This is a genomic window from Paenibacillus taichungensis (genome assembly GCF_047302525.1).
In the GTDB taxonomy this organism is placed as follows: Bacteria; Bacillota; Bacilli; order Paenibacillales; family Paenibacillaceae; genus Paenibacillus; species Paenibacillus taichungensis_B.
In genome coordinates this window covers 6,651,169-6,667,224 of record NZ_CP168020.1, presented here as the reverse complement: position 1 = coordinate 6,667,224, position 16,056 = coordinate 6,651,169, and the positions used below count along the sequence as shown (strand labels likewise).

The 16,056-nt window shown below is 41.3% G+C and carries 13 protein-coding genes; all 13 read right to left on the bottom strand.

Annotated elements, in window-relative coordinates; translation table 11 throughout:
• Positions 1-26: 26 nt before the first annotated feature.
• Positions 27-932 carry a YitT family protein gene (locus ACDJ58_RS30150; RefSeq protein WP_413374364.1) on the bottom strand — a complete coding sequence of 302 codons (906 nt, stop codon included), beginning with the start codon at positions 930-932 and terminating at the stop codon, positions 27-29.
• A 100-nt stretch (positions 933-1,032) separates the two neighbouring features.
• Positions 1,033-2,146 (bottom strand): peptide chain release factor 2 gene (prfB, locus tag ACDJ58_RS30145; RefSeq protein ID WP_301880022.1). Its coding sequence is split into 2 segments (ribosomal slippage): positions 1,033-2,073 and positions 2,075-2,146, totalling 1,113 coding nucleotides; the frame shifts between segments, so codons are not numbered across the junction.
• Positions 2,147-2,574: 428 nt separating this feature from the next.
• The gene (gene secA / locus ACDJ58_RS30140; protein WP_413374363.1) at positions 2,575-5,079 is read right to left on the bottom strand and encodes a preprotein translocase subunit SecA; all 2,505 of its coding nucleotides are present in this window, start codon (positions 5,077-5,079) and stop codon (positions 2,575-2,577) included.
• An 816-nt stretch (positions 5,080-5,895) separates the two neighbouring features.
• Positions 5,896-6,459 (bottom strand): ribosome hibernation-promoting factor, HPF/YfiA family, encoded by a 564-nt coding sequence (hpf, locus tag ACDJ58_RS30135; protein ID WP_053779540.1) that lies wholly within the window; start codon positions 6,457-6,459, stop codon positions 5,896-5,898.
• 416 nt (positions 6,460-6,875) lie between these two features.
• Positions 6,876-7,073, bottom strand: coding sequence for a cold shock domain-containing protein (locus tag ACDJ58_RS30130; RefSeq protein ID WP_024631599.1), 198 nt, complete (start codon positions 7,071-7,073; stop codon positions 6,876-6,878).
• 183 nt (positions 7,074-7,256) lie between these two features.
• Positions 7,257-8,210 (bottom strand): DUF2920 family protein, encoded by a 954-nt coding sequence (locus ACDJ58_RS30125; RefSeq protein WP_413374362.1) that lies wholly within the window; start codon positions 8,208-8,210, stop codon positions 7,257-7,259.
• 141 nt (positions 8,211-8,351) lie between these two features.
• Positions 8,352-9,500, bottom strand: a complete 1,149-nt coding sequence (locus tag ACDJ58_RS30120) for a DegT/DnrJ/EryC1/StrS family aminotransferase (RefSeq protein WP_413374361.1) — start codon at positions 9,498-9,500, stop codon at positions 8,352-8,354.
• A 7-nt stretch (positions 9,501-9,507) separates the two neighbouring features.
• Entirely contained in the window at positions 9,508-10,149 is a 642-nt protein-coding gene (locus ACDJ58_RS30115; RefSeq protein ID WP_413374360.1) for an acetyltransferase, read from the bottom strand.
• Between the two features lie 48 nt (positions 10,150-10,197).
• Entirely contained in the window at positions 10,198-11,340 is a 1,143-nt protein-coding gene (gene neuC, locus ACDJ58_RS30110) for a UDP-N-acetylglucosamine 2-epimerase (RefSeq protein ID WP_413374359.1), read from the bottom strand.
• Positions 11,337-12,365: an N-acetylneuraminate synthase gene (gene neuB, locus ACDJ58_RS30105; RefSeq protein ID WP_413374358.1), complete on the bottom strand. Its 1,029-nt coding sequence runs from the start codon at positions 12,363-12,365 to the stop codon at positions 11,337-11,339. Before neuB ends, neuC begins: the two co-directional genes overlap by 4 nt.
• Positions 12,366-12,402: 37 nt before the next feature.
• Entirely contained in the window at positions 12,403-13,104 is a 702-nt protein-coding gene (locus ACDJ58_RS30100) for a cytidylyltransferase domain-containing protein (protein WP_413374357.1), read from the bottom strand.
• Positions 13,101-14,120 carry a UDP-N-acetylglucosamine 4,6-dehydratase family protein gene (locus tag ACDJ58_RS30095; RefSeq protein WP_413374356.1) on the bottom strand — a complete coding sequence of 340 codons (1,020 nt, stop codon included), beginning with the start codon at positions 14,118-14,120 and terminating at the stop codon, positions 13,101-13,103. Before ACDJ58_RS30095 ends, ACDJ58_RS30100 begins: the two co-directional genes overlap by 4 nt.
• A 49-nt stretch (positions 14,121-14,169) precedes the next feature.
• A complete protein-coding gene (locus tag ACDJ58_RS30090) occupies positions 14,170-15,960 on the bottom strand; it encodes a motility associated factor glycosyltransferase family protein (RefSeq protein ID WP_413374355.1) in 1,791 nt (596 codons plus the stop codon).
• Positions 15,961-16,056: the final 96 nt, after the last annotated feature.

The following is a 16,056-nucleotide window of genomic DNA, read 5'->3' as shown; positions in this document are numbered from 1 at the left end:
TGTTAGAGTGCCCTACTCGCTGTACCTTACAATTCCCCACGCTTAAAGCCTTCGCCCAGTACTTCATGCGCATTACTAATAATGACAAAAGCCCCCGGGTCCACAGACCGGATCAAGGCTTTCAGTCTCGGCACCTCATTCTGTCCGACGACCACCATCAGTACGGTTCGCTGATCGTCGGTGTAGCCACCTTTTGCCTCCAGCTTCGTCAGTCCACGATCCAGATCATCCAGAATCACCTTCGTAATCGGTTCGGTCTGGTTGGAAATAATGTAAGCTACCTTGGAATAACCAAGTCCCATTTCGATGGCATCAATTACTTTTCCTGTAACGTATAACCCGATTAGGGCAAAGAGTGACTGTTCCAATGACAACACAAAGGCAGCCATAATAATGACAGTAGCATCCATTATCACTACGCAAATAGAGTAACTCAGTCCGCTGTATTTCTGTACGATCCTAGCAAGAATGCTCATGCCCCCTGTTGATCCTCTTCCCCGATATACGATTCCAATACCGAGTCCAACCCCTATTCCCCCATAGAGAGCACCAAGCAGAGGATTGGCCGTTGGAATGGCCCAGTCTTTCGTGAGATATACAAACAGTGGCAGTACAATGCTGCCAAGTACAGAACGAATTCCATACTGCTTGCCAATCAGGAGAAAACCCGCGATCAGAAGCGGAATATTAATAGCCCATTGGGTGTATGCCGGTTCAAGCCCCAGCCAATGTTTGCCTAATATCGATAGCCCAGACACCCCGCCTGAAGCAATCTGGTTCGGTAGTAAAAATAAATTAAAGGCCACGGCAATCAAAAACGAACCTAATATGATGGATACGGTATCCATCACGTTTCTCCAGGGGCCGTTCAAGGGAATGAGAGTGGTTAACCTCTTCTTGCGGTTATTGTGTAACTGCTGTTGCTCTTGCATGTCATCGTGCTCTCCTTTTTTTTGTATATATGCTCAAAAAAAAGCCCCTGTATACACCAGCATACGTCTACACGTATCGGGTCTATACAGGAACTTTTGATTAATCGGTTTCTACTTTAATCTGGCTGCGCAAATAACCGTCGATGAATCCATCGAGGTCGCCATCCATTACTGCTCCTGTGTTTCCAGTCTCTACGCTCGTACGGTGATCCTTTACCATACTATAGGGATGGAATACATAGGAGCGAATCTGGCTACCCCACGCAATATCCGACTGTTCTCCTCGGATTTCGTCCAGATGTTGTTTTTGTTCTTCAATTTTACGCTCATACAATTTGGAACGAAGCATCGTCATCGCTCGCTCACGGTTCTTGATCTGTGACCGTTCATTCTGGCACGTTACAACCACACCTGTTGGAAGGTGAGTAATCCGTACGGCTGAGTCGGTGGTATTGATATGCTGTCCACCCGCGCCACTCGCACGGTACGTGTCGATCTTGAGGTCTTCTGTCCGAATGTCCAATTCAATGGTGTCATCAATCTCAGGAACTACATCACAGGATACGAAGGAAGTATGCCTACGTCCAGAGGAGTCAAAAGGTGAGATCCGCACCAACCGGTGGACACCCTTTTCGGCTTTCAGATACCCATAAGCATTATGCCCCTTGATGGATAACGTGACACTCTTGATTCCAGCTTCATCTCCTGCCAGATAATCCAGCACCTCAACCTTGAAGCCACGTTTCTCGGCCCAGCGTGTATACATCCGCATCAGCATCTGTCCCCAGTCCTGTGACTCGGTACCACCAGCACCCGGGTGAAGCTCCAGAATCGCATTCATCTTGTCATACGGCTGATTCAGGAGAAGTTGTAGCTCGAACTCTTCTACCTTGCTCACGATGGCTGTCACGCTGTTGCCGATCTCCACGGCCAGATCATCATCGCCTTCTTCGTCAGCCAGTTCTGCCATCATCACCGCATCGTCATAATCCTGCTGCAGCTTGGTGTATTGATCCACAGATCCCTTTACCGCGTTCAGCTCGGCGATTAAAGCTTGTGCCTTATCATTATCATCCCAGAAATCCGGGGCGGACATCTTCACTTCGAAGTTCTCAATCATCTCTTGCTTAAGATCTAAGTCAAAGAGACCCCCTAAGATTTGTTAGTTTCTTGCCTATTTCACGCAGGTCCTGCTTCACGCTTGGATCGATCATGTGCAATTCCTCTTTTCATTAAGATAAGCTCCCCGCATCCAGGGCATTCTTCCAGATCAAGTATCCGATACTTCACCTTGGAGTCTCGGTCACCTTAATATCGGCAATCCTCTTCTCCATGATCATGGTCACATAGTTATAACTATGCACCAATTACAGGTTATGCATCCTACACTTGATCATTTAGAATACCCGGCTGCAAGGAGCCGTTCATGTCATTCTATTTAAGTTGAGCTAAAGAATATTTACACTTACTACTCCGATGACAGAACAACCTTCCGATCGCTGTTATCCCCAGATTTTTTGATTTCCTTTTGCAAAGGTGAAAATCCGGGGATAAAGGCGAACGCTCCGCTTCTCCAGCTTATTTCTGTCCTCTACGTTCTCGTGTAAATGTATAGTTCAACTTATATATAAGAATCCTTTGACTACTCTTGACCGTGGCAGTGTTTAAACTTTTTGCCGCTACCACATGGACAAGCATCGTTACGTCCGATTTGGTCAGAAACTTTTACCGGACGTTTCTCAGTAGGTTCGCCGCTTGTCGAGATCTGACTTTCGTCAACAACCGCCTGACGCTCCTGGTTGCTCTCGATTTGTGCTCTCATCACATAGGTTGCCACTTCTTCCTGAATCGAAGCAATCATCTGATGGAACATTTCGAAGCCTTCGAACTGGTACTCACGCAACGGATCTGTACCGCCGTAGGCACGAAGGTGGATACCTTGACGCAATTGATCCATCGCATCAATATGATCCATCCATTTGCTGTCTACTGCACGGAGTACAACCACTTTCTCGAATTCACGAACCATCTCTTCACCGATTCGCTCTTCACGTGCATTGTACTTGTTCTGAACTTTCTCAAACAGGTAGTCGATAATCTCTTCTGCTTCTTTGCCCCACAGGTCATCCTTCGTTACCGAGCCGTCATCCAGCAATTTGCTGTTCATGTAGTCGGCAACTTCCTGTAGTTCCCAGTTTTCCGGAATATCGTCACTGCAATGAGCTTCCACAATGCGTTCAATGGAAGGTTTGATCATATCCATAACGATCTGTTTGATATTTTCAGACTCGAGCACCTCACGGCGCTGTTTATATATAATTTCACGTTGTTGGTTCATAACATCATCATATTGAAGAACGACTTTACGTACGTCAAAGTTATTACCTTCAACCCGTTTTTGTGCCGACTCTACCGCACGGGTAATCATCCGGCTCTCAATCGGTTGGTCTTCTTCAAAGCCAAGACGTTCCATCATGTTCAGTACATTGTCTGCACCGAAACGTCTCATCAGCTCATCACCCAGTGACAGGTAGAACTGTGTAGAACCCGGGTCACCCTGACGTCCTGCACGTCCACGCAACTGGTTATCAATCCGGCGAGATTCGTGACGCTCTGTACCGATGATATGAAGGCCGCCCACTTCAGCTACACCTTCGCCCAGGATAATATCCGTACCCCGTCCAGCCATGTTGGTTGCAATGGTTACTGCACCCGCTTGTCCGGCTCCTGTGATGATCTCAGCTTCCTCAGCGTGATATTTGGCATTCAATACCTGGTGACGGACACCACGGCGTTTCAGCATATCAGAAATACGCTCGGAGTTTTCGATGGAGACCGTACCAACCAGAACCGGTTGGTTCTTGCTGTGACGTGCCACGATTTCTTCCACAACCGCGTTGAACTTGCCATCGATGCTCTTGTACACCACATCAGCCATATCATCGCGTTTGTTTGGACGGTTGGTTGGAATCTGCAATACTTCGAGACCATAGATTTTTTTGAACTCTTCTTCCTCGGTCTTCGCTGTACCCGTCATTCCCGCGAGCTTGCGGTACATCCGGAAATAGTTCTGGAATGTAATTGTAGCAAGAGTCATGCTCTCGTTCTGTACTTCAATGCCTTCTTTGGCTTCGATCGCTTGGTGCAATCCATCGCTATAACGACGTCCTGCCATCAAACGACCTGTGAACTCATCGACGATCAGTACTTCTTCATCACTCACCACATAGTCGACGTCACGACGCATGATTACGTTGGCTTTCAATCCCTGTACGATGTGATGGTTGAGCGTAACATTGGCATGATCATACAAGTTTTCGATACCAAATGCTTTCTCCGCCTTCGCCACACCAGCTTCAGTCAAAGCTACGGATTTCACCTTGATGTCCACCGTAAAGTCTTCTTCTGGAACCAGACGTTTCACGAAACGGTCAGCTGCATAATACATATCTGTCGATTTCTGAGCTTGTCCGGAAATGATCAGAGGTGTACGTGCCTCATCGACCAGAATGGAGTCCACTTCATCAATGATACAGAAGAACAATGGACGTTGAACCATCTGCTCTTTGTACAACACCATGTTGTCACGCAGATAGTCAAAGCCAAATTCGTTATTGGTTCCGTACGTAATATCACATGCATAAGCATGTTGTTTCAAAGCATGGTCCATACCGCTCAGGTTAACCCCTACCGTCATGCCCATGAATTCATAAATTTGTCCCATTTCCTGGCTATCCCGTTGAGCCAAATAATCATTGACTGTTACCACGTGTACACCTTTGGACGTCAATGCATTCAGGTATACCGGGAGTGTTCCCACCAGTGTCTTACCTTCACCCGTCTTCATCTCTGAAATCCGGCCTTCATGAAGAGCAATGCCTCCGAGCATCTGTACGTCATAGTGACGTTTGCCCAGTACACGGCGAGATGCCTCACGTACGGTTGCAAATGCTTCAGGAAGAAGTTCATCTGTTGTTTCTCCCTTTTCAATGCGGGCACGGAATTCATCCGTTTTGGATTTCAGTTGTTCATCAGACAGAGCCTGAAATTGTGGTTCCAGTTTATTGATCACATCGACTGTCTTCATCAGACGTTTAACATCACGTTCGTTCATGTCGCCGAAGATCTTTTTGACAAGTCCTAGCATGGTATACCCCTTTCGTGCAAAACAGAATAGACCCCCTGCTGCCGCCACGCGACACCATCGGATGGATATGTATCCACTTGCCCGGGGGTGACAAACGATATAAAAAATAATATAAATGAATCAACTCCAGGCTTGCCAAGGTTCCCTCATGAAGCTGATTCGGTATTCAACCGGATCCGGTTATTAGAAATAAGCCGAATACCGATCCTTATGAATCATGTTCATGGTGCTGTGCCTGTCATTGATTATGATTAGCGATCATTCGTTGACAATTCCTCATCAGGACAATGATTCTCTTGCCTAAATTGTAACAGTTTGTAAGGGTCGCCGCAACACGCCACGGCACACTTCTTTGAACTTCTGAAGCCTCTCAGATGGAGTTTAAGTGCAAAAAATCATAGTCGTTAGCGGAAGCCCTGGATTCTATCGTTTCATTTTCCAGTAAGATAAGCCATGTTAACGGATTTTGGTGGTAAATTTGGATGAAAATCTCAATATAGAGAAAAAGAAAACTCTTCAATGATTTCTCCGTGAGTATTGAAAATTTTGCATTCACTTGCACGGATTTGTTTCATTCCTACTATCTATTAGACGCAGTAGCATGGGAAATAGTTTCACAAACTTGCTTCAGCGACTTTTTTCCAGCCCCAGTGCGCACAAAAGAGCCCCATCCCATAAAGGATGGAGGCTCTTGTTAGTTTAATCCAATACAGGAATCAAAAGTACCCCTGTCTTCATTCGTTATTATTAAGGAATCATTTTCAGTTGAATACGTTGGTTCGGTCATTAAACTAGGTTAGGTTTTCAGTCAATCCATTAACCTTGTTCAATCAAACCGTATTTACCATCATTCCGTTTGTACACAACGCTGACTTCTTCGTTCTCAATGTTGGAGAATACGAAGAAATTGTGGCCGACCATGTTCATTTGGAGGATAGCCTCTTCCACGTCCATTGGTTTCAACATAAACCGTTTCGTCCGCACCACTTCCAGGTCATCATCTTCGGTCTCCGCATCCAGTTCAGCGGTAGCCACTGTACCTGTCGGATCTTCGACGAAGAGAGTTTTCAGGCTGCCTTCCTGGCGGAACTTACGGTTAATTTTAGTTTTGTGTTTACGGATCTGACGTTCCAGCTTGTCCACCACGGAGTCAATGGAAGCGTACATATCGTCACTCTCATCCTCGGCGCGGAGCACAATGCCTTTCAAAGGGATCGTCACCTCTACTGTATGCAAGCCTCTCGTCGTGCTCAGGGTAACAGCACCGTCAGAGTTAAGGGGTGCATCGAAATACTTCTCGAGTCTACTCAACTTTTTGTCGACATAATCCTTCAAAGCATCGGTAACCTCGATTTGTTGACCTCGAATACTTAAATTCATAGGGCACTCCTCCTTTTCCTTTGCCACTTCATTATAACACGAATGTAAGCGCCATGTAAAAACTCCCGGTGACCGAATAATGACATCTGTTCAAGCCACATCACCCAACATAGGCTTACCGCCATATTTCGCGATATTTCACCATTTTGAGGCATAATCGTTAATTAACATGAATTGTCTTATTAGGCGCTTGATGATGTAATTAACCGTTTCCGAGCTTCTTCAATCTATTATGTAAAATGAATACATTCTATGTCTTGAATCTACCAAATCCATACCAATATTATGCTTAACTGATCCACAAATCTCGAATCTATTAGAACAAAAAAAGACCCCGGAAAAACCGGAGTCTGATGCTAGCGTTAATTCAATTGGTAACCATCTAACCATATATGTAGGTCGGATTGTCCGGATGATTATAATTTGATTACGTTAGCTGCTTGCGGTCCACGCGCGCCTTCGACGATGTCGAATTCTACGGATTGACCTTCTTCCAAAGTTTTGAATCCTTCAGATTGAATTGCGGAGAAATGTACAAATACGTCGCCGCCGTCTTCAGTTTCAATGAAACCGTAACCTTTTTCTGCGTTGAACCATTTTACTTTACCTTGCATGCACTAACATTCCCTTCGTCATCAAATGAAGTGAGGTTGTGTCAAAGACCCTTGCCCACAATTCAGACTATACCATCCAAAGTTATCCATTGTCAATTGGTAAAGTAAATGTTTTCTTGTAAAATAATGTTTTAATATGCAGAGCAAATTATCATGCCTAATATGTATAAAAGATGGTTTTTTTCAATTTTTTATACTTTTTACACTTAATATAGGAATATTAGATGAGTACGTCACGGAATAGAGATTTGCGTTTGTTGCAATTCCAACCTCTTTAAAACCGATATTCTCTTTGCTTTGGAACTTCAATTCTTTATTTTTCATACAAAGATCGAATAACCCTAGAAAGTCTGCGTTTAAACCATGACCTAATGATTTGAAAACTTGTAAGTCTATATTATTCTCGTTGACTTCATGTAAGAAGCAATTATGATTTTTCTCACAAAAACTTTTCTTATCATATAACGTAATTAATGAATCTTCCGAGCCATGAAATGCATGGATTTTACAATTATTATTATAATACATATATAAGTAATTAAGATCTAATAATTGTTTGTCTTTCACAACGTTTTTAGCTATATAATTAAATTCGTATATTTCACCATTATTACGAAAAAGCTCTCTGCTCATATCAACATACTTAGGATATAACCACGCAGAATTATCGATAACAAGGGTAAGTAAGTCAGGAGATAACACATTCATTAAATAAGCTAAATATGCGCCATGAGAGTGACCATAAGCTATGACCTTACCGGCATTAAAATTTAAACTATTATCCTTTAAAATCTGTTCAACTATCCCTATTACTGTTATGTTGTCCAAAGCCTGCATGATCCCCATATCATTAAAATTGGAGCGACTTTCTGGTAAAGGGTTATTCTGCATGAATTCCAGCCCGAAGTAGTCACATTGAATAGAGACTAAATTATATTTATCTGCGAAAACGGATCTCATTTTTTTATAAACTTTGGAGTTTGAATGCCCCCCAAATCCAGGTATCAATAAGACAATTCCAGTTTCTTCATTCACACCTGAATTGGGTTCTGAAAAAAAAATTTTTAAACTCCGTGGAGAATTATTATTATAAATATTAGGATGACCTTGAATGGTCAGATCATACTCTTTTGACATACAAATTACCTACCTTCATTAAAAATGATAGACCTAAAAATCTATAGTTATTCCGAAACTATGTAGAAGCAGCAGCTCCTCTTTAATCAAAAGCTCACTAAAGAGTTAAAACCTGCCCGCTCTGAGAATTCCCTTGGCCTTTTAACTAAGAATCTCTTTTAAGTGCCTAATCACTTGCTCTTGCTCTTCCTCAATCATATTTGTACCAGATGGCACACATAGGCCTGTATTAAACAAAAACTGACTAACATCTTGGTTTCCTTCATGGACAAAGTATTCACACTCTTTGAATAAAGGCTGTAGATGCATCGGTTTCCACACATGTCTACTTTCTATATTTTCACATTCAAGATAATTGATAATGTCCGATATTTCAGTTTGCATCGATTGTGAATCTATTAATAATGCTGTTAGCCATCGGGTCGATTTCCCATAAGGTACTTCTGGCATAAAATGGACTCCCAATGCTGTGTTCGAGAAAGCCTGCTGGTAACGATAGTATATAGATCGTTTTTGCTCAATTCGCTCATCCAACACTCTCAATTGCCCTCTCCCGATTCCAGCAAGTACATTACTTAAACGATAGTTGAACCCCACATGACTGTGCTGATAATGTAGGACTTTCTCTTTGGCTTGGGTAGATAGAAATCTTGCCTTCGTTAAGCTTTCAACATCATCGGAAACTAGCATTCCTCCACCGGATGTAGTGATGATCTTATTACCATTAAATGAGTATATACCAAACTTACCAATCGTCCCGCTCATTCTCCCTTTATATGTAGCACCTAAAGATTCCGCAGCGTCTTCAATAATAGGTACTTCATACTCATCGCATATTTTTTTCAGTGAATCGTAGTCGGCACTTTGCCCATATAAATTCACTACAATAACTGCTTTGGGTTTTTTCCCTTTATCTGCATATACCTTCATAGCACGTTCAAGAGCAAGCGAAGACATATTCCAGCTACCAGGCTCAGAGTCAATAAATACTGGTGTTGCTTTCTGGTATAAGATCGGATTGGCACTAGCGACAAAAGTCAAAGAAGAACAAAAAACAATGTCCTCTGCCTGCACATTAAGTAATATTAAAGCCAAGTGAATGGCAGCTGTACCGGAACTTAAGGCAACTGCACCAGCACTACCCACATAATCGGAAAATTCTTGCTCAAAAGCATCTACGTTCGGCCCAAGTGGCGCAATCCAGTTACTGTTAAAAGCTTCATTTATATATTGTTGTTCCAAACCGCTCATATGAGGAGAAGCTAAATAAATTCGCTTACGCTCAGTCATCTTCTTTTCATCCCTTACTCTCATTGAATTGTTTGATCACTTTAGCTGGACAGCCAACGGCCAAAACACAGTCTGGGATATTATGAATTACACAGGACCCGCCACCAATTATTGTATCTCTTCCAACCTTGATCTGTGGAATCAAACATGCGGCAATTCCAACATGTGTGGAGAGACCAACCTCAACTTCCCCTGCCAAATGTACACCTGGTGAGAGATGAACATAATCTTCTATACTACAGTCGTGATCAACTGTCGTTCCCGTATTAATAATCACATGCCTGCCTATAGTGGCATCAGCATTGACTACTGAGTTAGCCATAATAACGGTTCCTTCTCCAATACAAGCATCAGCACTGATCACTGCACTTGCATGTACTGCCTTTCCAAAACGAACTTTTTTTTGTTCAAACAATGAAGTTATTTTTTTCCTCACAGAATTTTTGCCTATAGCTATAATGTATAACGAATTTGGATACTGCCTGACAACCCTGTCGAGTTCATCCAATCCACCAAGAAGCGGAACACCCCGCCATTCTTTTTCAGACCATTGATCATCCATAACCCCGATAATATCATCACCATTTGATCGCAGGTTATCCAGTACTACTTTCCCATGTCCACCTGCTCCGAAGATAATGTATTCCAAAAGAGTGCCCCCTCTGTCCTATCAAGGCTAATGATGAAGATTTCCAGATCAATAGGTTATTGTTTTTTGAATTAATTGATCGCTATTCTTTATTTTCTTGAGAATATCTACAATTAAATGGCTTGTATTATCCTTCGCATAGACATTTTGAGTGGAGGAAACAATCTGCCGAAAATGAGGTGAAGTAGCTTCTTCCAGTGCCTTTTTAAGTGCTGTAGGACTCTCAATAATATCTATTACATTGGAAGAACGTTCTCTACGACCTTGACGTGTACCGATATTGATAACAGGAACATGAAAGGAAGCAGCCTCAATAATTCCAGAGGATGAATTTCCAACTAGGGCCTCAGCATTTTGCAGCATGACCAGATAATCTAATGGCTCAAAATTGGTAATTAATTGAATACCGTCTATATTAGAGAATTGATTATACATGCCTAACAGTGCATCCGATCCTGCATCGGAATTCGGCATAATACATATAATATCTAATTTGCTGTTCACTAACACATTTAACATATTAGTGAATATCTGTAGATCTACGGATTCTGTAGTAACTGAATGATAAGCAAATAGAATATAACCTTTAGAATGAAGACGGATATTGTATTTCTCTAAAGTTTTTTTATGGTCAGGAAGAAGAGTATTCATCATCGTCTCAAGTCTCGGAGCACCTACTACATGAACTCTCCAAGGATCTTCACCCAATTTAAGCAACCTTTCTTCACTTTGTACAGTGGCAACCATATGAATATGAGATAGTTTACTAATCGCATGTCGGACAGATTCATCTATAGTCCCTGTAACTTCTCCACCGTGTAGGTGCACAACTGGAATATTCATATGTGCACCTACTACCGCTGCTGCAAGCATTTCTCCCCGATCCCCCAATACGACAATCGTATCAGGTTTCATGGATTCCAACGCCTGCGTCATGCCCAAAATAGCCAATCCAATTGAACGAGACATGTTCCCATGCGACGCACCTTGTAAAAGGCAATCCACCTGCGCAGAAATTCGAAATCCATCCCTTCGTATCAGTTCAACGGTATTACCGAATTGAGGAGACAAGTGCATTCCCGTCACAAGAAGATGTAGGTCTAGAGTAATTTCTTCTTCAATTGCTTTCAAAACTGGATAGTAAATTCCATAGTCAGCACGAGTCCCGGTAACAACAGCTATTTTTTTCATTGGAAGTCTTCCCTTGACAAGATCTGGTCCTCTTCCACGTCTCTTGAAAGTACTTTACCAAGAAATTCAAAATAAAATTTGGGCGGGATTCCTATTCCAGGACGCTTGATGGCTATATCATTATCTTTTATTTGTTCACCAGCTTGCATAGCTCGCCCCGCAACAAGACTCTTTCTCGCAACTGCTTTTGTGCTCACCTCGGAAGGCATGCATCGTTTAACTCCATCCCCCATTGCTTGTTCAACGGAACGGATAGCCTTTACCAGAGTAGTAAATTCATCCGGTTCGAGGGAAGCTTTATGATCCGGGCCAGGCAGAGTACGATCTAGAGTGAAATGTTTCTCTATAATCTGAGCACCTACTGCTACAGCCGCGACAGAGACTTCTAGCCCCTTTGTATGATCTGAATACCCAATAACTTTCTTGAACTCAGCTCCCATAGCCTTTATTGCAAGAAGATTGACGTCCTCAACAGGAGCAGGGTAATCTGAAGTACAATGCAACAAAAAAACATTACTTTTTGTAACAGCCTCTAATGACTCTCTGATTTCGGTCAAGTCCGCCATTCCGGTTGAAAGAATAATAGGACGCTCATATTCATCAACTTTTTGGAGAAAAGGGATGTTATTCATATCTCCAGAACCTATTTTAAACGCATCAACTTGGATGGAATTTAGAAAGTCGGCACTTTCCTCATCAAAAGGAGTGGACAGAAAGTCAATTTCTCTCTTATCGCAATAACGTTTAATCTCTATAAAATCCGAATGACTTAGCTCAAGTTGCTGTAACATTTCCAATTGATTTCCTGATTCACCAGTGTTTACAGTCTGATATTCCGCTTTTTGCGCATGCCTGGTTACTAGCTTCTTACTATTAAAAGTTTGAAATTTAACTGCATCTGCTCCGCATAAAACAGCCTCTTCTACACATTTGAGCGCTCGATCTAATGAGCCATTGTGGTTAACTCCTACTTCCGCAATAATGTATACGATTCCTTCGCTGATTCTAGATTGTAACTTGCTCATTTTGAACGCCTCTTCCCCCATCTTGATTTGTTTTATTCTATTTTGAGCTTTGTATAAGAAACTCAGCCCATTTTAAATCGAGTTCGTTATCTATATCAACAGATCGTTCTTGAGGCATAAGATATCCGCAATTATTCAAACCCGTCATTGTGTTCTGATTCATCAACAGATCTCTTTCAACGATATAAATTGCACCATTCAACACATATAATTCTGATAAGTCTTGCCTTCTAAGATTATAGGCCTGCTCCTTCATATAAGGCTCAAGCTTTCCAAAATTCAATTCTCTTAATAGGTATGGATGAGTATCAGCCACAGTAATGCTCTGTAATGAATCTCCCTTATTACTTATGAATATTTGATAAGCTTGATCAATATCATTAGCATTTCTCAATGGAGATGTGGGCTGAAGCAACATAATATTTTCAAAGGAAACTTTCATCTCCTCTTCATAAAAATGGACGACATGCTTCAAAACATCAATACTTGCAGCTTGGTCTGTTGCAAGCTCAAAAGGCCTCATAAAAGGAACCTTAGCACCAGCTGACTTAGCAACATCGGCAATTTTTTTGCAATCTGTAGAAACAACTACCTCATCAATATAATGACTTTTCAGCGCTGCTTCAATCGTGTAATTAATTAACGGCTTATGATTCAGCAATCTTATATTTTTATTTAGCAAACTTTTAGACCCCCCCCTTGCAGGGATCACAGCTAAACATTTGGTTGAGCCTTTCATATCAACACCTTGGAGAAACCTAATCCATTCACCTCAATAAGATCCCTAATTTCAGATACATACATCTGCCTGGCCGTTTTTGAAGAGTATTCCTGATGTATGGCTTTTTTGAACCCAGTGTAATAATGTTCGTGAGTGTGAAAAAAAGAAGGAATAATATACATTTGCTCATTTTCCTGAGCCCTCTCTGATTCTTCCAGTGTCATAAGTTCCTCATATAATTTCTCTCCAGGGCGAATACCCGTCTCAATGACTTTGCCCAAGTAACTCCTACCTTCAGACTGTTCATAAGATTCAATCAGACAGTTGGCCAAGTCTGTAATTTTAAGGATCGGCATTTTCAAGACAAACACTTCGCCACCTTGAGAGTATTTTGCTGCGTCAATTACCAATTGGGCCGCCTGTGGAATAGACATCATAAAACGAGTCATGTCCGAATGTGTTATTGTTATAGGTTTCCCTTCTGTGATTTGATTTTTGAACAGAGGAATGACGGATCCACGGGAACCCATCACATTACCAAACCTTACACAAGCAAATATTGTCCGTTTGCTACCTTTGTAAAAACCCGCTGCAGAAATCAACTTCTCAGACAACAATTTAGTAGCTCCCATGGTATTGGTTGGATTGACCACTTTATCCGTGCTTATGGCTATAACCTTCTCAACATTATGTTCAATGGCTGTTTCAATAAGATTTTGTACACCAATAACATTGGTTTTTACCGCTTCCATGGGATTGTATTCGCATGCAGGAACATGTTTTAAAGCTGCTGCATGAAAAATAATATCCACATCCTCCATAGCATACCCAAGTCTCTGTTTGTCTCTTATATCCCCTATTAAATATCTAATATTATTATATTCTTTGAGTTCCTGTTGCAATTCAAATTGTTTACTTTCATCACGACTAAAAATTCGAATTGCCTTTGGACGATAGATTAATAGATTCCGAACAATTTCGCTTCCAATAGAGCCAGTGCCACCAGTAACCAAAACAATTTTATCGGTAAACATATATACAAACCTCCGGTTCAAAATTGATTGTTATATTGTTTTTATGAACCTAGGCATCCATTATATTGTGTATACTATCCAATCTTCTCCCACTTTCCAACAAAAGCCCTTCCAAGTGTGGAAGTTGAGATTCCAACTCTTCTAAAATTCCACCAAGATATTCCTTTATATAACTTGCTTTGAGAATAATATTCTGTTCAACAACGATTGAAGGCAACATTCGATCAAAACGTGCCAGCTGTAAAGGAATCAAAGATTCAAATATTGGTGCAAACCATTCTCTATTTACTATGCTTCCCCACTTTTCTTCTATATCAAATATCATATTATGACATTTTAATGGCTTAGTTCTACTAAGTCCTTCAATGTTGTTTATCAATTTACGAATGTCTCTGATTTCTGGTTTTAAATGGACTACATCTCTTTCGACGAATTCTATTCTCGCCCTTACATTTGCAAATTGTCCATGGTTTATTGCTACTGAATGATCGCTCATCCAGTTTTCAATTAAATCTTTCTCTACCTCTTTATCCTTAAGACCTTCATAAACTTCTTCTATGGGTTGGAAAGGAGCACCTTCAATGACAGCCCCAAGACGAGTTGAGTTATAGAAATCAATATGATTGAAGTACTTAATCAAACTTTCAATTGATTCCTTCATTGACATAAAACTTGCGTCTGTCGAATTCATACCACCCTGTACGTTCTCTACTTGTCTAACCGCTCTCTGCAGCATTTCAACTTTAGTATCCTGGGAAAAGTGCTCCACTCCATCGCTGTACACCTTCTGTCCTGGATAAGATAAATCTTGTCCGGCAAACACAACTTGTGTCGCCCCCAAAAATATGGCAGTCTGAATCGCCGTTCCGGCTACAGTTGGTGTAGGCCTCATCAAGAGATCATTTTTGTTTATTTGCAGAAAGTATTGAGAAACCTGGTCATTTTCCATAATGCTATAAATTTTATTTTTCTCTTTTCGCTCAGAAATTCCATAATAAGACGATGAAGTGAATAATAATGTAGACTGGAGGGTTTCTTCATTAGAGAAAATTTTATTATTTACTTCATGGCCATCCATTATTACACATAGATGAGGCTCAATTCCGTATTTGACCAGAGCCTGAACACTGGAACCAGCCGCAATAATCAATGCATGTTTTGAGATTTTCCTAATCCATTCTATATCTTCTGTTAGAGAAGGACCTGACGATATAATGATAGCGGTGTTTCCCTTAAAAGCCCCATGCATTTTTTCAATCGAATGAGTTGTAAGAGACTCATGCAGATGATAAAGATAGTTCTGAGTCCACTCGTTTCTAAAACGGTTTTCCACGTATTTATTGGAATGGTAGTCACCTTTGTAACTTAGAAACTCCTTTTTCACATCATGAAGCACTTCGAACTGATCTTCCAAAAACTTTCGGAGCCCAATAAAGGCAAGCTTTTCTTGCATATAACTGCACAGTAAATGAAATAACATTCTCAGTTGGTCATCACCTACTGAAATCCAGTATAGATTCGGATGACTTAACAACAGACTAATATCATTTTCACTCATTACATTGTTGAATGATGCTTCATCTGGTTCGTAAACAAACAGCCACCGATCTGGAAACTCTTCTAAAAGATCTGCGATACTTAATCCCTGCCCAAATCCATATACAAATATGATTTTTGATTCTTCTATCAGTTCCCTTACTGCCTGCAACCATGTCTCATCTTTATCAAATCTCTCATATAGAACTCCCTCTTGTCGTAGTTCCGATGGATTGAAACTCTTCAATTTTTCTGCAATATGTGGGAACCTGTACTCCAATACGTCGAGATTAGCCTGATTCATAATTCATCCACCCATCTGCTTTTCTTTATATTTATTATTATCGGCCTCTCTTTGTCAAGAATGAAGCAAAATAGAAAAAGCATCGGTCTGTAACCG